Annotated in this window: 22 protein-coding genes; 1 reads left to right on the forward strand and 21 read right to left on the reverse strand. The window is 41.1% G+C overall.

The annotated features are described in order from the left end of the window. Positions 1-288 precede the first annotated feature (288 nt). From BMZ22_RS06490 to BMZ22_RS06510, 5 genes are all read right to left on the reverse strand, one after another. Complete coding sequence (locus tag BMZ22_RS06490) at positions 289-531, reverse strand: YneF family protein (protein ID WP_090083311.1); 243 nt, start codon at positions 529-531, stop codon at positions 289-291. A 44-nt stretch (positions 532-575) separates the two neighbouring features. Further along, positions 576-1037 (reverse strand): sporulation inhibitor of replication protein SirA, encoded by a 462-nt coding sequence (sirA, locus tag BMZ22_RS06495; RefSeq protein ID WP_177183364.1) that lies wholly within the window; start codon positions 1035-1037, stop codon positions 576-578. Positions 1038-1248: 211 nt separating this feature from the next. After that, positions 1249-3255, reverse strand: coding sequence for a transketolase (gene tkt / locus BMZ22_RS06500; protein WP_090083317.1), 2007 nt, complete (start codon positions 3253-3255; stop codon positions 1249-1251). Between the two features lie 84 nt (positions 3256-3339). After that, positions 3340-3573 (reverse strand): DUF896 domain-containing protein, encoded by a 234-nt coding sequence (locus BMZ22_RS06505; protein WP_090083319.1) that lies wholly within the window; start codon positions 3571-3573, stop codon positions 3340-3342. Between the two features lie 85 nt (positions 3574-3658). Further along, on the reverse strand, positions 3659-4300 hold the full coding sequence (locus BMZ22_RS06510) for a YneB family resolvase-like protein (protein WP_090083321.1): 642 nt from the start codon (positions 4298-4300) through the stop codon (positions 3659-3661). A 304-nt stretch (positions 4301-4604) separates the two neighbouring features. Here BMZ22_RS06510 and lexA point away from each other — a divergent pair, with 304 nt between their 5' ends. Continuing rightward, on the forward strand, positions 4605-5228 hold the full coding sequence (lexA, locus tag BMZ22_RS06515) for a transcriptional repressor LexA (RefSeq protein ID WP_090083324.1): 624 nt from the start codon (positions 4605-4607) through the stop codon (positions 5226-5228). A 54-nt stretch (positions 5229-5282) separates the two neighbouring features. Here lexA and glnA read toward each other — a convergent pair whose 3' ends face one another. From glnA to recA, 16 genes are all read right to left on the reverse strand, one after another. Beyond that, positions 5283-6620, reverse strand: a complete 1338-nt coding sequence (gene glnA, locus BMZ22_RS06520) for a type I glutamate--ammonia ligase (RefSeq protein WP_090083327.1) — start codon at positions 6618-6620, stop codon at positions 5283-5285. Positions 6621-6736: 116 nt separating this feature from the next. Next, positions 6737-7993, reverse strand: a complete 1257-nt coding sequence (locus tag BMZ22_RS06525; protein WP_090083329.1) for a methionine gamma-lyase family protein — start codon at positions 7991-7993, stop codon at positions 6737-6739. A 7-nt stretch (positions 7994-8000) separates the two neighbouring features. Continuing rightward, entirely contained in the window at positions 8001-9236 is a 1236-nt protein-coding gene (hflX, locus tag BMZ22_RS06530; RefSeq protein WP_090083332.1) for a GTPase HflX, read from the reverse strand. An 83-nt stretch (positions 9237-9319) separates the two neighbouring features. After that, on the reverse strand, positions 9320-10240 hold the full coding sequence (gene spoVK, locus BMZ22_RS06535) for a stage V sporulation protein K (RefSeq protein ID WP_090083334.1): 921 nt from the start codon (positions 10238-10240) through the stop codon (positions 9320-9322). 142 nt (positions 10241-10382) lie between these two features. Further along, a complete protein-coding gene (gene hfq, locus BMZ22_RS06540; protein ID WP_090083337.1) occupies positions 10383-10607 on the reverse strand; it encodes an RNA chaperone Hfq in 225 nt (74 codons plus the stop codon). A gap of 38 nt (positions 10608-10645) precedes the next feature. Next, positions 10646-11581, reverse strand: a complete 936-nt coding sequence (gene miaA / locus BMZ22_RS06545; RefSeq protein WP_090083340.1) for a tRNA (adenosine(37)-N6)-dimethylallyltransferase MiaA — start codon at positions 11579-11581, stop codon at positions 10646-10648. Between the two features lie 18 nt (positions 11582-11599). Further along, the gene (locus BMZ22_RS06550) at positions 11600-12052 is read right to left on the reverse strand and encodes a Dps family protein (protein WP_090083342.1); all 453 of its coding nucleotides are present in this window, start codon (positions 12050-12052) and stop codon (positions 11600-11602) included. An 852-nt stretch (positions 12053-12904) separates the two neighbouring features. Further along, positions 12905-14752 carry a DNA mismatch repair endonuclease MutL gene (gene mutL / locus BMZ22_RS06555; RefSeq protein ID WP_090083956.1) on the reverse strand — a complete coding sequence of 616 codons (1848 nt, stop codon included), beginning with the start codon at positions 14750-14752 and terminating at the stop codon, positions 12905-12907. A gap of 19 nt (positions 14753-14771) precedes the next feature. Then, a complete protein-coding gene (gene mutS / locus BMZ22_RS06560) occupies positions 14772-17342 on the reverse strand; it encodes a DNA mismatch repair protein MutS (RefSeq protein ID WP_090083344.1) in 2571 nt (856 codons plus the stop codon). Between the two features lie 124 nt (positions 17343-17466). Continuing rightward, positions 17467-18033, reverse strand: a complete 567-nt coding sequence (locus BMZ22_RS06565) for an outer spore coat protein CotE (protein WP_090083347.1) — start codon at positions 18031-18033, stop codon at positions 17467-17469. 146 nt (positions 18034-18179) lie between these two features. Then, entirely contained in the window at positions 18180-18605 is a 426-nt protein-coding gene (locus BMZ22_RS06570; protein ID WP_090083350.1) for a YlbF/YmcA family competence regulator, read from the reverse strand. A 1-nt stretch (position 18606) separates the two neighbouring features. Continuing rightward, the gene (miaB, locus tag BMZ22_RS06575) at positions 18607-20187 is read right to left on the reverse strand and encodes a tRNA (N6-isopentenyl adenosine(37)-C2)-methylthiotransferase MiaB (RefSeq protein ID WP_090083353.1); all 1581 of its coding nucleotides are present in this window, start codon (positions 20185-20187) and stop codon (positions 18607-18609) included. A 232-nt stretch (positions 20188-20419) separates the two neighbouring features. Next, a complete protein-coding gene (locus tag BMZ22_RS06580) occupies positions 20420-20680 on the reverse strand; it encodes a stage V sporulation protein S (RefSeq protein ID WP_090083356.1) in 261 nt (86 codons plus the stop codon). 145 nt (positions 20681-20825) lie between these two features. Beyond that, a complete protein-coding gene (locus BMZ22_RS06585; protein ID WP_090083359.1) occupies positions 20826-21623 on the reverse strand; it encodes a TIGR00282 family metallophosphoesterase in 798 nt (265 codons plus the stop codon). A 95-nt stretch (positions 21624-21718) separates the two neighbouring features. After that, entirely contained in the window at positions 21719-23284 is a 1566-nt protein-coding gene (rny, locus tag BMZ22_RS06590; RefSeq protein WP_090083361.1) for a ribonuclease Y, read from the reverse strand. 599 nt (positions 23285-23883) lie between these two features. Further along, positions 23884-24927, reverse strand: a complete 1044-nt coding sequence (recA, locus tag BMZ22_RS06595) for a recombinase RecA (RefSeq protein ID WP_090083364.1) — start codon at positions 24925-24927, stop codon at positions 23884-23886. Positions 24928-25021 lie beyond the last annotated feature (94 nt).

Below are 25021 nucleotides of genomic sequence, written 5' to 3' on the forward strand. Positions count from 1 at the left end.
CCAGTTATATGCGGGATACAGTGAAACTTCAATCAGTGGGCGCACTTTCCCACCTGATCAGGGGAACAAAGGCTAAGTGCGCCACGTCAATAGCCAACGCCTTTGTGACCTGCATCCCGCAGGCCCGAACCGAATCGGACATTTACTGGGAGTTTCTTCCGTTTTTTGGAAGATTACTGCCAGTTACAAGGGTGGATAAAGCAACACTTCATTAAACAGGCTTAATAAAATCCCTCTGAAAAATCATTTAATCAGAGGGTTTCGAGCATTTCTTATGAATAATAGCCATTATTTTCCTTTACCTTTACTTTTTTCTTGTTGTTGATTATTCATTGACCGCATCATTTGATTGATTTTCTTCTGGGACGGTTTCTGCCCCATTTGCATCATCAGTGTCCGAAGCATTTGTTCATTAATTGGCGGGTTTTTCTTTAAATAGTTCATCATATATTTTCTTGCAATAAAAAAGCCAAGTGCAACTCCCGCAATTAATGCCAAAATTGCAATTAACACAACCCAAATCACGTCCATTAAAGCTTTCCTCCTTCATGTTGTCTCTCATACAGTATAGTAAACTAAAGGTAAGAATACAATACTTGTCCAGTCCTCTGCCCCACCTTATTCTGCCTGATTGGTGAAATCCACCCGGAGTTATAAGAATCTTGCCCGGCAACATAAAAATACGGCTGTAAAGAGCGCAGGACAGGGAAAAGTAAATCTTCTCCATCATGGATGATATCCCCTCGAAAGTTTATACGTTTTTCCTCTATATGTAAAGAGATACATTTTAGATCTCTGTAGATGTACAACGTGCCTGCTTCCTCTTCTGTATGAACTGTTGAAGGCAATTGTTTAAGAATCCTTGATACAATTTTAGTTTTTGGAAGATCGATGGTTATATACTGCAACTGCATAGCAAGATCATCTCTGTATTGATCAGACTCGTAATCTTTAATAAATCGATATAACACATCACTTCTATGATAGAAAAAAAGCGCAAATTCCTCTTTTATCCAGTAAATGGTGTAGTTATTCAACAAAACCCCTCCCCTTTACCTCTATTATACCGATTTTAGCATATAAGTTTGTCACTCTATGATGCGAACAACTACTAACTTTGTCGAGAACAAGCATTCAAAGCAAATAAGTGTATTATTTAGCGTTTGCTTAAGCAGAGTATTCAGCAACTTATATAATTCAACATAAAAAAAGGTGGCTTCCTTTTCCTGGTAAGCCACCTGCTTATAATTACTTATTTAACAAATCTTCAACATGTTTTACAACGTTCTCAACATTAAAGCCATATTCCTCCACTACTTTGTCACCATTTGCGGAGGCACCAAACCGGTCAATAGCCAACACATCACCTTCATCACCAGTGTATCTCTCCCAGCCAAACGGTGATGCCATTTCAATCGCAAGCCGCTTTTTGACTTCAGCAGGAAGCACTTGTTCTTTATAAGCACTGTCCTGCACATTAAATCTGTCCCAGGACGGCATGCTGACAACGTTAACTTTAATACCCTTATCATCCAGTGCTTCTTTTGCCTTTACAGCCAGTTGTACTTCTGAACCGGATGCTAACAGAAGCGCATCAGGTGTTTCTTTATCGGTTTTGCTGACCACATAAGCCCCTTTCCTTACACCTTCATATCCATTTTCCTTGGTACCATCCAGAACAGGGAGGCCCTGTCTTGTTAGAACGAGAGCGGTTGGTTGATTCTCTGATTCAAGCGCTAGTCTCCAGGCAGCCCGTACTTCATTTCCGTCGGCAGGCCGAATAAGTGAAAGACCCGGCATAGCACGCAAGGATGCCAATTGTTCAATAGGTTCATGTGTCGGGCCGTCTTCCCCAACTGCTATTGAATCATGCGTGAACACGTAGGTCACCGGGTTATTCATAATGGCGGAGAGACGGAGTGCCGGGCGCAAGTAATCACTAAAGACAAAGAATGTGCCCGCATATGGTTTAATTCCACCATGAAGGGCCATCCCGTTAGCGGCAGCTGCCATGGCAAATTCGCGAACCCCGAACCAAATATTTTTACCTGCATAATTAAACCGCGAGAAATCTTCCTGCTCTTTAATGGTTGTTTTATTGGAACCTGCCAAATCGGCACTTCCGCCGAAAAGATATGGGACCGTTTTAGAAACCTCATTTAAAACTTCACCGGATGTTGCCCGTGTTGCTTTAGCATCGTCTCCGGAATCGTAAACAGGGAGGTTTTTATCCCAGTTTTCCGGGAGTTCTCCATTTATGGCATGCTCCAGTTCAGCCCCTGCTTCTGGATATTTTTCCTTATAGCTATCGAACAAGCGATTCCACTCTTGCTCAGCTTCTTCACCATCTTTAGCGATCTTTTCCTTGAAATCAGCATAAACTTCATCAGGCACATGGAAATCCTCATGTTCCCACTTGTAATGTTCTTTCGTCAATTTAACTTCATCCTCACCAAGAGGTGCCCCGTGAGAAGCTGCTGATGCCGATTTGTTTGGTGAGCCATACCCAATTACAGTTTTGACTTCAATCAAAGTCGGCTGATCTGTATTTTCCTTAGCTTTTTTAATCGCTTTTCGGATTTCTTCCAAATCATTCCCATCTTCAACCCGAATCACTTGCCAGCCGTATGCTTTAAAGCGCTCTTCTGTATTATCGGAGAACGCACGGTTTAACTCTCCGTCAAGTGAAATGTCATTCGAATCATACAATGCTATAAGTTTTCCAAGCCGCAAATGTCCGGCAAGTGACGCAGATTCATGGGAAATGCCTTCCATAAGATCGCCATCACTTACAAGTGCATACGTATAATGATCAACGATCGACATATTATCTTTATTATACGTAGCCCCCAAATGTGCTTCTGCCATAGCCATGCCAACCGACATAGCAATTCCCTGACCAAGAGGGCCGGTGGTTGCTTCTACACCATCCGTATGATGTACCTCCGGGTGCCCAGGCGTTCTTGAATCCCACTGCCTGAATGATTTCAAATCATCAATCGTTACATCATAGCCAGAAAGATGCAAAAGACTGTATAAAAGCATGGAACCGTGTCCCGCAGATAAAACAAAACGGTCACGATTAAACCATTTCGAGTTTTTGGGATTATGAGTCATAAAATCGGTCCATAACGTATAAGCCATAGGTGCAGCACCCATAGGAAGACCTGGGTGGCCAGAACTTGCATTTTCAATGGCGTCAATGGACAGCGTTCTTATTGTATTAATCGATAATTGTTCAACTGATTCTGACAAAACAATTCCCCTTTCCATATTTAGCTTTCATTTTCACGTTTATTTTATAATGAATCAATTATTGGAACAAGCAATAGTTATACGTTAATGCTTGTTATTTTTATTCTGCAGATCACGTACCTTTTGAGGTGTCACGTCATTACCTTCAGGGTCTTTTACAGTCATTGATTTAAACTGGTTTTTAAAAGAACTTCGAACGTTTTGCAAATACTCTTGTCTTAGCTCCTTTTGTTCCGTTTGTTCTTTTAAAGTTAAACCCTCTTCCTTCGATTTTTTCGCCAGTTGATTTATACGTTCCAGCTTTTCGTTTGATATCATTAATCGAACCTCCTGAACAATAAAAAAAGACACGAACATTACACTTGTTCCTGCCTTTTTATATTACACGTCCATTGATGGATATTCAAGTTTTGTGATGTTCCAGATACCTGCGGTGGACTGTGGCTTTGGAAACATCATAGCCAAGACCGTTAAGTGTATTTGCAATCTCCCTGAACGTCATTTGGTTATTCTCCCTTAAACGAACAACTTCTTCGATAGGAAAATACTTACGCTCTTTACCCGGAGCCTTGTCACGATTTTTAAGATTGCCGCTCGGATCATACCCATCTTCTATTGCTTTTCGCATACCGCGTTTAATTTTTGTATTATGAATTCGCCGCTGATATTCCTCCACGATACTGACTATTTGCAATACCATGGAATCGGCTTCTGACAACTCAAGTTCATCTTTATATAGCCCCGAGTAAATTGAAACATTCAGTTTAGTAAGCTGGTGAAACAGAGCAATCTTGGTATTGCCGCGACCCAGCCTTGTTTCATCCTGTATGAGCAAACAATCTGCTCTGTTTTCTGAAAAACAATCCAACATTTGAAAAATACCGTCTCTGTCTATCTCGTAACCGCTTGCCTGTTCCTGAATACAATCTATCACTGTAAAATGATAGCTATCAGCAAGCTTCAACAATTCTTCTTTTTGACGTTCCAGCGACGATTCCTGTGTTTTTTTATCTGTGCTTACCCTGCAATAAATAATAGCTTTCACAATTAAGACTCCTTCGTTATCCGCTCGTTACCATGGAAATATATAAAAATATGAGTGCTGCTGCAAATGCTGTTAAATAGAATAAATCGGTTTTAGTTATCTTTTCAAACATATTAACATCCCCTTTTAATTTTAACTTTAAACGGATACTAAAAACAAAATTTATATTTAGAACGATTGTTCGCAATTTCTATTATACTCGAACAACCGTTCTTGTCAATAGTTTTTCGAACGAATGTTTGTGTTATGTTTCCATAAATGGTATACTTTCTTTAATAAATCCTATGTGTGAGGTGCTTGATAGATGACAAAACTCTCAAAGCGGCAAGAAGCAATTCTTGAATATATTAAAGGTGAAGTAAACGAGAAAGGTTACCCCCCGTCTGTCCGTGAAATTGCTGTAGCAGTTGGCCTGGCTTCCAGTTCTACGGTTCATGGCCATTTGGCGAGATTGGAAAGTAAAGGTTTTATCAGACGTGATCCGACAAAACCAAGAGCGATTGAAGTATTGGATACCTCAGAGCAAAGCAATATTCCAAAAGAAGAACCGCGGTATGCTCCGGTTATCGGCAAGGTAACAGCAGGTATTCCTATTACCGCCGTTGAAAATATCGAAGAATTTATACCTTTGCCAAGTAATGTGACAGCGTCCGATGAAACGTTGTTTGTGCTTGTCATTGAAGGTGAGAGTATGATTGAAGCAGGTATATTAGACGGGGACATGGTTATAGTCAAACAGCAAAACACTGCTCAAAATGGTGATATTGTAGTCGGCATGACAGAAGAAGACGAAGCTACTGTCAAGCGGTTCTTTAAAGAAAAAGACCATATTCGTTTGCAGCCGGAAAATGCTACGATGGAACCTCTTATATATGACAACGTAACTATTTTGGGTATCGTCATCGGACTTTATCGGCATATAACATAAAAAACAAGGCTTTCCTCAGTATTATCTGAAGAAAGCCTTGTTTAAATTTTGTCTTTAATAACTTGTTAAATATTGTTCGCGTTCCCACGGATGAACGGTGGTACGGAACATATCCCATTCAATTTCTTTCGCTTCCATAAAATGTTCATATAAATGATCGCCCAATGACTCGACTATCGTCTCATCTTTCTGCAATTCCTCAAGGGCATCCATTAAAGTAGCCGGCAAATCTTTAACACCGTGTTTCTGCCGCTCTTTCTTATCCATATCATATATATTTTCATCAACCGATTCAGGCGGACTAAGTTTATTTCGGACACCATCGAGCCCGCTGGCGAGCAAGACAGCCATGGCCATATATGGATTGGCGGCAGGATCAACGCTTCTTACCTCAATCCGTGTGCTCAATCCCCGTGAGTACGGGATCCGGACAAGCGGGCTTCGGTTGGTGCCGGACCAGGCTACATAGCATGGTGCTTCATAACCGGGCACCAGCCGTTTATAAGAATTCACAGTCGGATTCGTCACTGCTGTAAAATTGGTGGCATGTTTGATGACGCCAGCAGTAAATTGATAAGCTACATCACTTAACTGCATTTCTCCATTTTTATTAAAAAAGGCATTTTCTCCATTTTTAAATAACGACATATTGACATGCATCCCTGAGCCGTTAACACCAAAGAGCGGTTTTGGCATAAATGTCGCATGCAGGTTATGTTTTCTGGCCACCGTTCTGACAACCAGTTTAAACGTTTGAATATCATCAGCATGTCTCACGGCGTCTGAGTATTTAAAATCAATTTCGTGTTGACCGGGGGCGCCTTCGTGATGTGATGCTTCAATTTCAAATCCCATTTCTTCTAATTCCAAAACAATATCGCGCCTGCAATTTTCACCTAAGTCTGTTGGAGCCAAGTCGAAATAACCGCCATGATCATTTAGCTCCATCGACGGGGCCCCTTTTTCATTCAATTTAAATAAAAAGAATTCAGGTTCTGTCCCAATATTGAAAGCATCAAATCCTAATTCTTGCATCTTTTGCAAGTTGCGCTTCAAATTATACCTTGGACACCCGGCAAAAGGCGTTCCGTCGGGATTATATATATCACAGATAAATCGGGCAACCTTCCCTTTTTCCGACGTCCACGGGAAGACAACAAATGAATCCAAGTCAGGATGCAAGTACATATCCGATTCTTCAATACGGACAAATCCTTCAATCGAAGACCCGTCAAACATCATTTTATTATCCAATGCTTTATCCAATTGGCTGAGCGGGATCTCCACATTTTTTATCGTGCCAAGCATATCCGTGAATTGAAGCCGGATAAACTTGACATTTTCTTCTTCAATCCGTTTCATAATTTCATCTTTTGTTAAGCCTGAGCCCATTCAGTTTCCTCCTTAAATTCAATGCCTGATCTTAAAAGGTGTCATTACTTAAAATACAGGACTAGATATTTTCTATTTTTTCATCATACCGAAATGCATGTCATATGACAAATATATTAAGACTCCTCAGCTTTTTCATAGGAGGGGGTATCCCTGAGCATAACCTGAACAGCTGCTTCCAAAGCAATCTTTACGTGCGAATATGTTAACCCCCCCTGAACAAACGCCGTATATGGTTCCCTGATGGGGCCATCTGCTGTCAATTCCAAACTCGCACCTTGAATAAAGGTGCCTGCAGCCATAATCACTTCATCTTGATAACCGGGCATGGCACTCGGATGCGGAGTCACAAAAGCATCAATCGGCGAGTTATGCTGGATCGCCTGACAAAAAGCAATCATTTCTTCTGAATTGTTAAACGTCACAGTCTGGATTAAATCAGTACGGAATGCATCATAAGCGGGGCTCGTTTGAAAACCGGCTATATCAAGGTATCTGGCGGTTAAGATTGCCCCTTTCAAGGCTTCTCCGACAACATGCGGGGCAAGAAATAAACCCTGGAACATTTCCTGTAACGTATTAAACGTAGCCCCGGCTTCTTTCCCGAGCCCGGGCGCCATCAGTCTATTGGCACATTGTTCGACAAGGCCTTTCTTTCCCACTATGTACCCCCCTGCACGCACGATACCCCCGCCTGGATTTTTTATCAGCGATCCTGCCATTATATCCGCACCGGCATGAAGTGGTTCACGACATTCAACAAACTCACCGTAACAATTATCAACGAAAACAATCAGATTGTTGTTAATCGATTTTACAAATTGGATCATTTCTTCAATGGCATCAATGCTAAATGAAGGTCGGTCATCGTAGCCCTTTGAGCGTTGAACAGCGATTACTTTGGTTTTAGTTGTCAGCTTACGCTTGATGCCTTCAAAGTTGATCGATCCGTCTTCAAGCAAATCAACTTGATTATAACTAATATGAAAATCGTTTAATGAACCACTCTGTTCATCATTTATCCCAATTACTGATTCAAGTGTATCATATGGTTTCCCGGTGATATATAAAAGTTCATCACCCGGGCGCAACATCCCGAATAAGGCTGTTGCAATGGCATGTGTTCCGGAAACCATCTGGGGCCTGACAAGTGCATCTTCTCCACCGAATACGTCCGCATAGACAGCTTCCAGCGCTTCCCTCCCCATATCATCATAGCCATAACCAGTTGTGGAATGGAAATGGGTATCGCTAATACGATTATTCATAAAAGCTCCGAGCACCCGCTTTTGATTCTGTTCAACTATTTTTGAGACGTTTTGATGTTGTGCTTTACAGTCATTCTCGGCTCGTGTTATCAAATCATTCCGCATCGTTTCCTTAATGCTCCTTTACTAAACTTCTTAACGGGTGTTGTTGTCTGATATACCCTGTAACGTAATATTGATTACGCGCTTCTTCAAATGCACGGTGTGTCACAATCGTTTCCTGCTCAAAACGATGCAGCAACTTGCCTTCATCAGGTGCTAAACTGACGCTGTATTCATCCCATTCTCTTTTTATTGCAGCCTCGAGCTGTTCCCGAAGACGGCTGATATCATTGCTTTCAGCGGCACTGATAAGGATATTTGGATGCTGCATAGGAATAAAGTCTGTCTTCAGCCGATCTTTTTTATTATAAACCACCAGTTTCGGAATTTTGTTTGCCCCTAATTCCTCGAGCAAACGATCAACCGTTTTCTGGTGTTGTTCCAAGTCAGGATTGGACACATCAACAACATGCATTATAAAATCCGCCTCACCGACTTCCTCCAATGTTGATTTGAAGGCCGCAATTAATGATGTGGGTAAATCCTGGATGAACCCTACAGTGTCTGTTATTAATGTTTGAAAACCTGATGGTAGCTGAATTTGACGTGTCAGGGGGTCAAGCGTGGCAAATAACTGATTTTCCACCATCGCATCACCTTTAGTGAGCTGGTTAAAGAGCGTCGATTTACCCGCGTTAGTATAGCCGACAATAGCAATCTGGAACGCATCATTGGATTTTCTGCGCTTGCGGTATTGTTCACGCTGTTTTACGACTTGGTTTAACTGCTTCTTAATATCATCAATTCTTCTTCTGATATGGCGTTGATCAGTTTCTAATTTAGTTTCACCTGGCCCGCGAGTGCCAATACCGGCACCCAAGCGGGACATTTCCTCGCCTCTGCCGCGCAGTCTCGGCAGGGTGTACTCCAGCTGGGCAAGCTCCACTTGTAATTTGCCTTCCTTCGTGCGTGCTCGCTGGGCAAAAATATCCAATATAAGCTGACTCCGATCGATTATACGGACGCCGATACGGTCAGTTAAATTGCGAAGTTGACCAGCTGAAAGCTCATCGTTTGAAATAATTAATTCAGTCCCCAGATGCTCAGCAGCCTCTCTGATTTCTTCCATTTTCCCTTCACCAATATAATAGGTTGGATGGATACGTTGCCGATTCTGGATCATTACCTTTTCTACCGTGCCTCCAGCTGTATGCGATAGTGATTTCAGTTCAGCAAGCGATGATTCAAAGCGTTCATCATTATCCTCGGGCATTTTTACCGCTATAACTAATACCTTCTCTGGCATATAGATACCTCTTCCTTCAAGAACAATTTCAATCCTTTCATCATCATAGCAAAGAATGCATGGCACTACAATTTAGACAAGGCTTAATCTGTTTTAAACCTGAAATCTTCACCCGTTAAGTAGATAAGATCATCGACTGAGAACATCTCTCTATTTAATAATCTGACTGCATGTCGTCTGATCGATTGTTCAACGACATTTCGCACATAACGGGCATTGGCAAAATTAAATTGTGATTGTTGCTTTTGTTTATATAACTGAGCCCGTATTTTCCGCTCCGCTTCTTGCGTCAATTCATACTCCCGTTCTTTGATCATTTGTTTAGCTATTTTCATAAGTTGATCAATATCATAATCCTGAAAATCCAATATAAACGGAAATCGCGATTTTAATCCTGGATTTAACGTTAAAAATCGTTCCATTTCATATGGATATCCTGCCAAAATTAAAACAAAGTCACTATGATCGTCTTCCATGTGCTTCACAAGTGTATCAATTGCCTCTTTTCCGAAGTCTTTTTCCCCACCGCGGCCCAGCGAATAGGCTTCATCAATAAATAATATGCCCCCTTTTGCCTTCTGAATAATAGCACGGGTCTTCTGGGCTGTCTGACCAATATACTCACCAACCAGGTCAGCACGTTCAGCTTCAATAAAGTGACCTTTCGAAAGCACATTCATTTCAAAATACATTCTTGCCAGCTTCCTTGCAACTGTCGTCTTGCCTGTTCCCGGATTGCCTTTAAAAAGCATATGAAGTACTTGTTTAGACTCTGTGAGCCCCATTTCGTTCCGCTTTTCATTTATAACAATCGTCGCATAAATTTCTTTAATCATTTGTTTTAATTCCCGCATTCCGATAAATGAGGAAAATTCAGTATCGATATGTGAAAATGGGTTATTTGCCAAAGCAGACTGACTATCATCACGGAAAGCTTTATTTTGTTTATCCTGCAATATAATATTTATTTGGCCTTTTTTATTTTGGATGTGTTGTGTATTCACAAAATCACTCCTTCATCACGATAGTATACGTGATAAAAGAATTGCGTGTGACAAATGCCCATAGTGAAATGAAGATAGAAAAATAAAGAGACTGAGACAAAAGAGTTTATTTCTCTTTTTGGTGATGTCTCAGCCTCTTTATTTACTCTTTATCTAATGAGATATTTTTCACCGGCGCAAAAGTGGATATTGCATGTTTAAAAATCAGCTGTTGCTTGCCATCAGTCTCCAGTAAAACCGTGAAATTATCGAACGCTTTCAAAACCCCCCGGAGTTGAAACCCGTTAGTTAAAAATACTGTAACTGATACATGGTCTTTTCTAAGTTTGTTCAAATATTGGTCCTGAATGTTTACTGACTGTGCCATTCGATATCCTCCTCTTTTCTATCTATTATAAATTAATTCTATATTTTTTGTAACATTCCTGCTAAATCGGCTAAAATATTTTCAAACACTCCACTGGCGTGCTCCGGAGAGACTGTGTACCAGTTGACATCCATTTTATTTTTGAACCATGTATATTGTCTTTTAGCATAGCGTCTGGAATTTCGTTTCAGCAATTGAACGGTTTCGTTAAATGGCTGTTCTCCCTTGAAGTAAGGAATGAACTCTTTATAGCCAATACCACGCATCGCCTGATAATTTTCATAGCCTTGATCATAGAGTGATTTAGCTTCTTCCACAAGTCCTTTGGCAAGCATCTCGTCAATTCTTTTGTTAATACGCTGGTATAATCGCTCACGATCCATTTCCAACCCTATAAAAATAGGGTTATAAGGTGAATGGTTACGCTGTGTCCGTTGAAATTCGGTCATTGTTTTCCCTGTTGATTCATAGACTTCCAGTGCGCGTATCAGCCGCCTGTGATTGTTCGGATGAATTTTGGCAGCCTGTTCCGGATCAACCTGCTTCAGTTGCTCATACAGCACTCCACTCCCCTGTTCTTCCAACTTTTTTTCAAGCTGGCCGGTAAGTTCAGGGTCCCGTTTTTTATCCGAGAATTGATAATTATAGAGAGCGGCCTGAATATAAAGACCGCTCCCTCCGGCGATAACCGGCAGTTTACCGCGTGAATCTATTTTTTCTATATAGTGCTGGACGTATGATTGGTAATCAGCCACAGAAAATGACTCGGCAGGATTTTTTATGTCTATCATATAATGAGGAATATTTTCTCTTTCTTCTTCCGTTACTTTTGCAGTGCCAATATCCAACCCTTGATAAACTTGCATGGAATCCCCGCTGATAACTTCTCCATTAAAACGGTTTGCCACCTCAAGGCTCAAACTTGTTTTTCCGACAGCTGTTGGTCCAACGATGGCTATGATCGTTTTTTTCATCGCGATTCCCCTAGTTATTTATTGTTCGTAAGCTCGATAAGCATTCAGCATCCAGATATATTTCTCTAATTTACCTTGAAATGATACCAGTAAATCGATGGTAGGCTCGTCTTCTTGGTCCGATGCATACCGAATACCCTCTTTTTTTATTTCATTTATTATCTGACTATAATCTTCAATTAATTTAGCCATTATTTCATCTTCTTTATCGTCAGCACTTGCCTCTTCCAACGTTGTTTCCTTCAAGTACTTTGTCATGGTCGCTAATGGTTTGCCATCAATCATTAATATTCTTTCAGCTAACGCATCGATATCTTTGGCGACCGTTATGTACATATCTTCAAATAGTTTATGCAATTGAAAAAAATGCGCCCCTTGGATAAACCAGTGATAGCGGTGGAGTTTAACATACATAACAAAGTAATTGGACAATAGCTGATTTAAAAAATTGATAAGTTTTTGATTAGCCATTAAGCAGCACCTCGCATTCACTTTTTTCAGTTTTAACGAAGCACTGCTTTATTATACCTCATATTGTATTATTGAAAATGCTATTGATAGCGGTACGATGACTTATGCAATTGATTATAACAGGAATGTATAAAATATCACAAGTTGATCGAGAGACTGTAAATGGAATTTAAAAAATAACTTCAAGACGTTTGATAAGAATACTATTGGGAATTGAGAAACAAAGAAATACGAATTGCCTCGCTTCCTATAGATTCGGTTGAAGGTTTGTGGTACAATCGAATTAAGACGAAAGAATTACTTCGACGTATATAGTAATAACAATTTTTCTGTAATATTTGCACAATAAAAGAAATAAAATGAAAATGGCTTATTTTTTAAAGACCGAAAGCGAGCCGCAAGCTGCCACTTGCGACCCGGACGGTTATAATTAGAATGCGGCGACTTCACCAGGGAACGAAAAAAAGTAATTACATGCACCGGAACATCAAAACGGCAGTGGAATTACTCTTTTCCATTCGAACCAGCAATGAACAAAACGAGCGTACCAAACATTAGCATTAACTCGAGTGTCGTTTCAATGGGTATCACGACTTCATCCCCCTTCGTATAAGGAATTTGAAGTCGCCAAGTAAAAGAAGTTATTCTTCCACCGCCTTAACCAAGGCACATTCTAATATAACTCGTCTTCTATAGTATACTACAAGATAATTTCAAATACTTGCAATTTTTGGTAAAATGGTAAAAAATTCCTATTGAATGTTTTTGGTCAGTTGAAACTACTTTCAAATTCACGACATGTAAATAACGCCGAAAACCTTTATATATCAATGGTTTTCGGCGTTTTTCCTATTACATGACCCGTTTAAACATCTTTTCCAATTCATAGGAAGAAAAGAAAATGATAACCGGACGCCCGTGCGGACATGTGAAAGGATCAGAACATGTGCGCAAGTCCTCCAGCAACGAGAACATATGGTCATTACTTAAGTGATGGTTGGCTTTGATTGATCGTTTGCATGACATGAGTGCGGCAGCATCTTCTCTTATTCGTTCAATATCAACCTTTTCATCCTTCATGACTTGTTCAATCATTTCCCTGATAACTTCTTCCTCAAAGCCTTTTGGAAACCAATTCGGGTGAGCACGAATGATATACGTCTGATTGCCGAATGGTTCGAAAAAAAGACCAACTTTTTCGAGTTCCTCGCGATGATGGTCAATAAAAATTGATTCCTGTTTGGAAAAATCAAATGTTAATGGGATCAGCAGCTCCTGCAGCTCATTTTCTGTTTGACCAAGCTTTTTCCTGAACCGTTCAAATTTGATACGTTCTTGTGCTGCATGCTGATCAATCATATAAAAGCCATTTTCATTTTGTGCTAAAATGTATGTCCCTTGCAGCTGCCCAATTGGGTACATTGCAGGGATCCGTTCTTGTACAGTGTTGTTATCAGAACTTGTGCCGTACTCAGTCTCAGGCATCTCAAATGGTTCATCCGTCAGATTCTCAATTTGCGTGTTCGCGTAATAGGCTTCTGTAGGCTGGCCGGAGTCTCCTGACGGCGCATTATAATAACTATCAGACGCATGTTCATTCACTTGTTGCTGAGGGACCCATTGAGACGGTTTTTGCTCTGTTCTTCCAAATTGGATGCTTCCCTGAACACTAGCATTTTTATTGCTTGAACTTTTCGATTCCATTTCAGGGATCAGTGATGTTTGCTTAAATGCGTCACGTATAGTATTTTCAATCGCCTCGAATAGTGCTTTATCTTTGCTGAAACGAACTTCAAGCTTGGTTGGGTGTACGTTCACATCAACTAATATTGGATCCATCTCGATGTTTAAAACGACCACAGGGGAACGTCCTATCGGCAACAGTGTGTGATAACCCCGGTTTATCGCTTGAGCCAGCTGCATGCTTTTAATAAATCTTCCATTAACAATGGTTGAAATATAGTTCCGGGAAGCTCTTGTAACTTCGGGTTTTGCAATATAACCTTCGATGGAAAAATCAAGTGTTTCGTGCTTTACCGGCAGCATTTTGCGTGCAACACTCATACCATAAACCTGACTAATCACCTGAAGAAGTTCCCCGGTGCCGGCTGTCTTAAATAGGGATTTGCCGTTATGAAGCGCCTCAAAGCGAATATCCGGATGTGATAAGGCCAGGCGATTCAAAAGATCCGTAATATGCCCCAATTCTGTATGAATCGTCTTCATATATTTCAAACGGGCCGGTGTGTTGAAAAATAAATCTTCAACTGTTATTTCAGTGCCTTTTCGGGCATCACTTTTTGACCGATCAGTAACATCCCCGCCTTCAATTGTTAAATACGTTCCAGCACTTTCCCCTTGTGATGTTTTAACGGTCAACCTGCTGACAGCTGCAATACTTGCCAGGGCCTCGCCTCGAAACCCCAGTGTATTAACACGGAAAAGATCTGTTTCATTTTTAATTTTACTTGTGGCATGGCGCAAAAACGCCCGTTCTGCATCTTCTTCAGGCATGCCATGGCCATTATCGGTCACTTTGATTCGCTGCAATCCCGCTTCTTCAAATTCTAATTTAATCCATGTACTTCCCGCATCGATACTGTTTTCCACAAGTTCCTTAACAACAGAAGCAGGACGCTCTACAACTTCCCCGGCAGCTATTTTGTTGGCGAGTCCATCTGGCATTTGAAAGATTTCCATGAAAACAATCCTTTCCTGATTACTCTTTGACCTGCTTTTGCAGCCGGTATAATTCATTCATGGCATCCATCGGTGTCATCTCAAATAGATTAATATTTTTCAAATCATCGATCAGTTGATTATCAGGCTGAGCAGCCGATATTTTCTTCTCTTTTATTTGTGATTGCTCATCAGAAAAAAATGATAATTGGCCGGCATCTTCAAGACGCGGCTTGTCATTGGTTTCCAACTGTTCGAGAATTGAGGTGGCACGGTCAATAAGGGGTGGGGGCAAATTAGCCAGTTTGGCAACATGAATGCCATAACTTTGATCTGCTGCTCCTTCTTTAACTTGATGAAGAAAAACAACTTTTCCATCATACTCTTCTGCTCGGACGTGGATATTTTTCAATCGCTCCAATGAATCCTCCAAAGCGGTCAATTCGTGATAATGGGTCGAGAATATTGTTTTGGCATGAATGTGGTCATGAATCTGCTCCACGATAGCCTGGGCAAGCGCCATTCCATCGTAAGTACTCGTCCCCCGTCCAATTTCATCAAGTAATATCAGACTGTTTTCGGTAGCATTGGACAAGGCATGATTTGCCTCCAGCATCTCCACCATAAACGTACTCTGGCCAGCGACCAGGTCATCTGCTGCACCAATGCGTGTAAAAATCTGATCAAATAAAAGCATCTCTGCTTCGTCGCATGGCACAAAACAGCCAATTTGCGCCATAATGACCGTTAAAGCAAGCTGGCGCATATAGGTGCTTTTACCTGACATATTTGGCCCGGTTATGAGAAGGATGTCCGTTTCCTGATCAAGTGAAATATTATTAGGCACAAAAGCATCGTCTTTCATAACCTGTTCCACAACCGGATGACGGCCATTTTTGATGGCTAAGTTTTCAGTTGAAAAAACAGGACGTGTATACTGATTAGCTTCGCTTACGGTGGCAAAACCTTGCATTACATCTATTTGACTTACTAACCCAGCCAAATATTGTATTTCCGGAATGGACTCTTTCACTTGCTCGCGTATCTCCAAAAACAATTGATATTCCAACTCGACGCTTTGCTCTTCAGCTTCAAGAATGAGCTGCTCTTTTTGTTTTAGCTCAGGTGTTATATACCGTTCTGCATTTGTAAGGGTTTGTTTTCGTTCATACCTGTTTTCCGGAAGCAAATGCAAATTAGCTTTTGTCACCTCTATATAGTAGCCAAACACTCGATTGAAGCCGATTTTTAACGATTTAATATTTGTTTCCTGCTTCTCTTTCTGTTCCAATTCGGCAATCCACTGTTTTCCATTCCCGGAAGCTTCGCGATAAGTGTCAAGCTTCTCATGGTAGCCATCCTTGATAATGGCACCTTCTTTAATTGATACCGGCGGGTCATCTTTGAGACTCGAATCAAGCAAGCTCACAAGTTCTTCCGGGAACGTCAGACTGTTTGCCAGTTCCTGAATACCTGTCTGGTCAAACTGATTTAAGATACGCTTAATTTCAGGAATTTTTTCCAGTGATTGTTTCAGTTGTATTAAATCACGGGCATTAACATTGCCATATGCCACACGTCCTGCCAGCCTTTCCAGGTCATAAACTGATTTTAAAGCTTCCCTAAGATCGTCACGCGTCATAAAGTCGTTCAAAAAACCTTCAACAACGTCAAATCGCTGTTCAATTTCCGCTTTGCTTAACAATGGCCGATCGAGCCATTTCTTCAACGTACGTGAACCCATTGCCGTTACGGTTTTATCGAGAACCCATAATAAACTTCCGTGCTTGCTTTTTTTCATAATCGTCTCGGTTAGTTCAAGGTTCCGCTTAGAGTACATATCCAATGATAAAAAATAATCCAATTTTATTACTTTAGCGGGCTGTAAGTGATCAAGCGATCGTTTCTGGGTGTTTTGTATGTAATTGAGCAACCTGCTGAAAGCTTTAACAAGCCGCTCATCATCTAAATCATCACACAGCTCCCGGTATTCTGCATGAAATGTTATCTCGTCTTGAAAAGACAAGGTCATGTTTAATTTTTCACGTAAAGCCTGCTGGAATGATTCAGGCAAGTCAGATGACACGACCATTTCTTTAACCGGCTGATTGTATAATTCATGGAACACAGCATCCCAACCATCAGTTATGAGTGCAATATTACTTTCACCAATCGAAAGATCATTATATACAATAACGAACGAGTCGTCATCAAAATATGAAAGACTGGCAAGATAGTTATGATCCCGTTCCTTGAGCATGTTCGTTTCCATCACTGTACCGGGCGTTATTAACTGAACGACTTCCCGTTTCACAACACCTTTAGCTGCTTTTGGATCTTCCATCTGCTCACAGATAGCGACTTTATAGCCTTTTTCTATAAGGTTCTTTATATAATTGCTTGCGGAATGGTAGGGCACACCACACATGGGTATCGATCCTTCCTCGCCGCCATCACGTTTTGTCAGAGTTATTTCCAATTCACGGGCGGCCTGGACGGCATCATCAAAAAACATTTCATAAAAGTCACCAAGCCGGAAAAATAGAAATGCATCTTTCTGCTCAGCTTTAATTTTCAAGTATTGCTCCATCATTGGTGTGTATTTAGCCATTAATAATCCTCCAAAAAACATGCGATATATTGTTTCATTATAGCATATTTTAGAGAATATCGACGAATGAACAAAATGAATCGTTGTGCAAAAAAATTACGAGAGTATGACCTCTCGTAATCTTCTAATCCTTACCTGTTCTGTGCACAAAATCCGGTTTGACATCACTAAGTTCGTCGTCGGTAATATCAAAGCCCCAGTCATCGTCGTCATCAAATTTATAGCCTTTAGGGTCAACTCTCACAGCTACTTTAGTTTCCCCAATAATTTGCACGACGAATTCCCGTTCAACTTCTACAGCAATTTTATTCCCATGACCGGCAATTTCACACTCCAGACAGTTTGGCTGTTGAACTACTTTTGCAATGACATCATAATCATCGTTAATACATTTATCATCTTTAACAGTCAGCGGAACATGATCAGTATAAGTGACACGCTCAGTAACGACGTCTGTTTTGGTATTATCATTATATGAATACCAAATATTAACATCATAACTGCCATGGATTTCAACAGTATCCTCAGATTTTTTCTTTGCGTTATATAAATGATTTATTACCCAACAGCCGAGGATACTGGAAGGCCTATGTGACGATGAGATATGATGGGTTGCCTGCGTAAATTTCTTTCCTTTGCCGCACACTGCTTTCGTAATAATTTCTCTATATTCGTGATCAAGAAATGACATATCTTCGCTACCTCCTTTTTCTCATAGTCAGTTTATGCAAGACAAATACCTAAAGTGCATAATGAATTTAACTTACGGGAGCGAAGATATTCAGTCGTGAAAAAACCAGGCAGGAATTACCCTGCCTGGTCGTTAGATACCATCTGCTATTTGCTTGATGAATTGTTTTCATAATTCGTCCCGGTTTCACCTGAAAGAAGGTCACCGCCGGTAGAAGTGATGACATCGTTGGTAACTTCACGGGATATGGTGCCGGATACAAGCTGAAGCACATCATTTACAACGCCTTGAGTCTCTTTAAATTCCTGGACAACTGGAATGGCATCGACTTCTGCATGAAGACGGTCAATTTCTTCTTCTACGTTTTTGAGCGCCTCTGTTTTCCCATACGCCTGAAAATTAACAGCCTGTTTTTGCAATGTTTTTATTTTCTGTATTAACTGCTGTACCTTTTTATTATCATTAACCTTGGCTTCCACTTGTTTAAAACGATCAATTTCTTCTGTGTTTGCAAGCATATTAGCCAACTTTTTTGCTTCATCCAATATTTCTTGTCGTGTATACTCTGCCATATTATTTCACCTCAGCTGCAGTTTCTGCCATAACACCATTTAACGACCATGTTCTGGCTTCAGTTATTTTAACATCCACAATTTTTCCAATGGCTGATTTTGGACCTTTAAAGTTAACCAACTTATTGCGTTCTGTATAACCGGCCAGAACATCCGGGTCTTTCTTGCTTTCGCCTTCAACAAGAACTGGCACAACTTTATCCTTATATTGCTTCATTGATTCAGCAGATTGTTTATTAACAAGTTCATTTAAACGATATAGACGTTGTTTTTTCACTTCTTCAGGCACATCATCCTGTTTACGTGCAGCTGGTGTTCCTTCACGCGGTGAATAAATAAACGTAAATGCGGCTTCAAAGCCAACTTCTTCCACCAGTGACATCGTCTCTTCAAACTGTTCTTCTGTTTCATTCGGAAAACCGACGATAATATCAGTTGTGAGGGTTGCGTTAGGCATGGCTTTTCGGATTTTCCTCACAAGTTCTAAATAATCTTCCCTCGTATATCTTCGGTTCATTTTCTTCAGCACTTCACTGCTTCCGGATTGTACAGGCAAATGAATGTGATCAAGCAAGTTGCCTCCTTTGGCAAGCACTTCGATCAAACGATCATCAAAATCACGTGGATGCGACGTCGTAAAACGGATTCTCGGAATATCAATCTTGTGCAGATCATCCATTAAGTCGCCCAGACCGTAATCCGAGTCCTCAAAGTCTTTGCCATAAGCATTGACATTCTGCCCCAGCAGTGTAATCTCTTTATAACCTTGAGCAGTCAAGTGGCGCACTTCCTGGATTATATCTTCAGGACGGCGGCTGCGCTCTTTCCCGCGCGTCATAGGCACTATACAGTAAGTACAGAACTTGTCACAGCCATACATAATGTTAACCCATGCTTTAGTTTTGCCTTTACGTGCCTTTGGAAGATTTTCAATGATGTCGCCTTCCTTGGACCATACTTCAACAATTTTTTCTTTACCAAACATCGCTTCTTTAACGAGGTGCGGCAGACGGTGAATGTTATGCGTTCCAAAAATCAGATCTACTTGCGGGTGTTTCTTCAGGATGCGGTTGACCACTTTCTCTTCCTGGGACATACAGCCGCATACACCAAGAATCAAATCCGGATTCTCTCTTTTCAGAGCTTTCAGATGACCAATTTCACCAAACACTTTGTTCTCGGCATTTTCCCTGATGGCACATGTGTTCAGTAAAATAATGTCCGCTTCTTCTTTATTATCCGTCGATTCGTATCCCATTTCAGAGAGAATCCCTGCCATTACTTCTGTATCATGTTCGTTCATTTGACAGCCATATGTACGAATCAAAAATTTTTTGCCCTCGCCGATATTCTCCATATCTTCCGGAATGCCAAAATCATAATGCACCGCTACATCATCACGACCTCGTTTTCTGGCTTTACTCAAGTTCGGCGGTTCATACGTGGTTTCAAAATATTTAGCAATCAAATCATCGCTGGTTGTGCTTTTCAGCCGTTCAATATTAGCCGAATCGGATTTTATGTCCGCCGGATTGTCGGTCTGTTTAATTTGTGATTGCTGTTTTCGCTGCTGTTCGTTCATAACCAGACTCCTTTCATCTCTATGGTAAAATTTCGTTAGTGTTTATTTCCATACATTATTTTATTATAAATGCTGACACAAAATTAAACAATACATGAGTCATATTACCGTATTTTCACGGTCCCAATTGAAAAAACACCTTAATTTATCAGCATGACCCGAACTTCCAGATTCTAAGCATTATAAAAAAGTGCTGTGCAAGTGCACAACACTAAAAATGAATAATTGCCAATTATCTCGGTTCAATAATTAATTTAATTGCTGTCCGTTCCTCATCTTCAATCATAATATCGGTAAAAGCCGGAATACAGATTAAATCCACGCCGCTTGGTGCCACAAACCCTCGGGAAATGGCGACCGCCTTTACGGCCTGATTCAATGCACCGGCCCCAATAGCCTGTATCTCCGCCGAACCTCTTTCGCGTAAAACGTTTGCAAGTGCACCTGCTACTGAATTTGGGTTTGATTTTGCTGACACTTTTAATACTTCCACTACTAGTACCTCCTTAAATTACTATTGTAGTTCTAATGCTACTATATTCTTGGAGATGTTAGCTTATTACCTTATTATGCACTAATAATTCTAAACATTCAAATATTCAGCAAAGGAACACTGCTTATCCCAGCTTTTTTAATCATCACTCCATAAAAGGATGATCATCATTAATTAATATGCGCTCAATATTGTAAGCGCTTCCTGTATTTTCATCAATTGATATAACTAGCCCATTCAATTGTGTTCTACCCTCTTTATCAATTTCAAAACGTACAGGCAGACTTGTTAAAAACTTTTTCATAACGGTTTCTTTATCCATACCCAGTATTGAATCGTACGGACCTGTCATACCGACATCTGTAATATACGCGGTGCCCTGAGGCAGAATACGCTCGTCCGCCGTTTGAGTATGTGTATGTGTCCCCGCCACTGCACTTACTTTTCCATCCAAATACCAGCCCATTGCTTGCTTTTCGCTGGTTGCTTCGGCATGAAAATCAACAAAAATGATGTTTGTCCGCTTTCTGGCTGTTTCGACCAACTCATCCAATTTGCGGAACGGATCATCAATCGCAGGAAGAAAGGTGCGCCCCTGAGCATTTATTACAGCTACTTCAGTTCCGTTTATGTTAATATATACAATCCCTTTTCCAGGTGTACCTTCCGGAAAATTGGCAGGCCGTACTAAATTGTTCGCGTCATCAATAAACTCAAAGATTTCCTTTTTGTCCCATGTATGGTTACCCATGGTTATGACATGCGCGCCCCATTCCAAAAACTGTTTGTATATCTTTTTATTGATACCTTTGCCGGCTGCTGCGTTTTCCCCATTAATGATAGTCATCCCGGGACGGTACTTTTCTCTCAGTTTTGGCAAGTAGGTCTCAATCATATTTCTTCCTGGGGAGCCTGTCACATCCCCGATAAATAGTATATTCATTATTGTGTTCACCCTATCCTATTAAAGTATTGACAGTGTTACATAACCACTTATCTCTGTAAAGCAAAAAAGCGACTTCGCAGCCGCTTTTTCGCTTATTTTGCATATTCAACTGCCCGTGTTTCACGAATGACAGTAACCTTAATATGTCCCGGATATTGAAGTTCACCTTCAATTTGTTTGCGGATATCCCGCGCAATCCGGACAGAATCGATGTCATTAATCTCATCAGGCTTAACCATAATTCTAACTTCCCGGCCAGCCTGAATAGCAAATGATTTTTCAACACCGGAAAATGATTCTGAAATCTCTTCCAGGCGCTCGAGACGTTTAATATAATTTTCCAATGTTTCACTTCTTGCGCCAGGTCTGGCAGCTGATAGCGCATCGGCTGCTGCAACCAGCACTGATATAATGGAAGTTGCTTCTTCATCACCGTGGTGTGAAGCAATCGAATTGACAACAACTTCATGCTCTTTGTACTTGACTCCAAGTTCTTTGCCAATTTCAACATGGCTTCCCTCTACTTCATGATCAATTGCTTTCCCAATGTCATGAAGCAAGCCGGCTCTTTTTGCCAGTGTTTCATCTTCACCTAACTCTGCAGCAAGCAGTCCTGATAGATAGGCCACTTCAGTAGAGTGTTTAAGCACATTCTGACCATAACTTGTCCGGTATTTTAAGCGGCCAAGTATTTTGACCAAATCAGGGTGGAGTCCGTGTATACCAACTTCAAAAGTCGTTTCTTCTCCCACCTCACGAACGTACTCGTCAACATCACGTCTAGCTTTGTCAACCATCTCTTCAATGCGGGCTGGATGGATTCTACCATCCTGTACGAGTCTTTCAAGCGCCATACGGGCAATCTCACGGCGGATAGGATCAAACCCTGACAACACGACTGCTTCTGGTGTGTCATCAATAATCAAATCTATACCAGTCAATGTTTCCAGTGTCCGTATATTGCGTCCTTCTCGACCAATGATACGTCCCTTCATTTCATCATTTGGCAGGTTGACAACTGATACGGTTGTTTCCGCAACATGATCTGCGGCACAACGCTGCAGGGCCAGTGAAAGAATGCTTTTAGCTTTCTTGTCCGCTTCTTCTTTCGCACGATTTTCAGCTTCTTTGATCATTAGAGCTGATTCATGATTGACCTCTTGCTCGACCCGTTCTAATATAACCTGTTTGGCCTGCTCGGTCGTATAACCGGAAATCCGCTCAAGCTCTGTTTGCTGCTCATTAAGCATCGCTTCCACTTTGCTTTCCATTTCTTCAATTTGTTGTTGTTTTTCTGTTAGCGATTCTTCCCTTCCTTCCAGCATAGTTTCTCGCTGATCAAGTGTTTCACTTTTTCTGTCCAAAGTTTCTTCTTTTTGCATCAGGCGATTTTCCTGCTTTTGAACTTCCAATCGCCGTTCGCGTAAGTCTTCTTCAGTCTGCTGGCGAAGATTGTGGTTTTCGTCTTTCGCCTCAAGAAGTGCTTCTTTTTTGGCAGCATCTGCGTTTCGATGTGCTTCATCCACTATTTGTTTGGCTAAATTTTCAGCACTCGATATTTTAGCTTCTCCAATAGATTTACGGATCAGATAACCAACAACAATACCGACGATCAGGATTACGGCAAGCAAAATGGAGATGATTAAGGGATTGTCCATGATTTCACCTCCTATTGCTATAAAATTGTACAAGTGATTCATTATTGTCGGCATGTACAGTGTTTAATAATAGAGGTTGTTCAAAATTCGGCGAAATAAAGCATCGGCAGCAACCCACATTTAAAAGTTTGCAGGTTCAGCCCGTCTTTTCAAGTCCTTTTGAACACGCACTAATAAATAACTTAGTGTATAATATAATAGAAATTATACAATTTAATTTTACTGTTACCTTTCACCAATGTCAAGAAATCGTAACAATCCTTCCTTATATAAACACTCGGGAGCAGTGGCATAGGTAGACTTCACGTGTTATCGCACGCGAAGTCTCACCAGCCGCCCGCGGAAAGCGACGAGCAAAACATCCACTGAGTCCGCTGCGAGTTGCGAGGAGTGCTTGCTGCACCGAGATCACTTGCAACACGACGAGCACCTACGTGTATATTCGGAGCGATGGGATAGCACTAAGTGAAATCAGAAGAAAAATTTTCACTGTGTCGCAGTTCACATCCTGTACGGAGTAGTTAACTAGCACTCTACACAAAAAACAGCTCATATAAAAATCCTTCACCTAAATAGGCGAAGGATTTTTATATGAGGAATCAAACATCCAGGCTGTCTTGATTGGCTTCTTCCGTTTCCGGTTCTTCCTCCGGGGTCTCATCGAGATTATAATGCCCGCGAACTGCTTGTTGAATTTCCTTTCTCGTACTCTCATTTTCTTTAAGGAATTGCTTGGAATTCTCCCGTCCTTGTCCGAGTCTTTCGCCATTGTACGAATACCAGGCACCACTTTTTTGCACGATATCAAGATCAGAACCGATATCAAGAATTTCGCCCTCTTTGGAAATCCCTTCACCATACATAATATCAACCTCTGCTTGTTTGAAAGGAGGAGCAACCTTATTTTTCACGACTTTTAATCTCGTTTTATTCCCTACCATTTCATTGCCTTGTTTAAGCGTTTCAGCACGGCGTACTTCCAATCTGACAGATGAGTAGAATTTCAAAGCTCGTCCGCCTGGAGTAGTCTCAGGATTACCGAACATCACACCAACTTTTTCTCGTATCTGGTTAATAAAAATAGCTGTTGTTTTGGACTTATTAATCGCACCTGATAATTTCCTGAGAGCCTGAGACATCAAACGTGCCTGCAGTCCAACGTGTGCGTCGCCCATTTCGCCTTCGATTTCCGCTTTAGGAACCAAAGCTGCCACTGAATCCACTACGATAATATCAACAGCACCGCTTCGAACCAGCGCTTCAGCAATTTCCAACGCTTGTTCCCCAGTATCCGGCTGAGACAAAAGAAGTTCTTCAATATCCACACCAAGCGCTCTTGCATACGTTGGGTCCAAAGCATGCTCGGCATCGATAAACGCAGCTTGTCCGCCCTGTTGTTGGGCCTCTGCAATTGCATGCAAGGCAACCGTCGTTTTACCAGATGATTCCGGTCCATAAATTTCGACGACACGCCCTCTTGGATAGCCGCCAATTCCCAGCGCAACATCCAAAGCGAGTGATCCGCTTGGAATGGAAGCTATCTTTTGACCTTCCTGTTCACCCAATTTCATAATTGACCCTTTACCGAACTGCTTTTCAATTTGTTTCAGCGCCATATCTAAAGCTTGTTTTCTATCTGACAAAGCGTTAACCTCCTATAATAAATGAACTAGTTTCATCATACTCTTTTTTTATACATTTGCCAAGCAAAAAGCGAATAAACGTTCCCGTGTTTTC

The sequence above is a fragment of the Lentibacillus persicus genome (assembly GCF_900112705.1).
Classification (GTDB): domain Bacteria; phylum Bacillota; class Bacilli; order Bacillales; family Amphibacillaceae; genus Lentibacillus; species Lentibacillus persicus.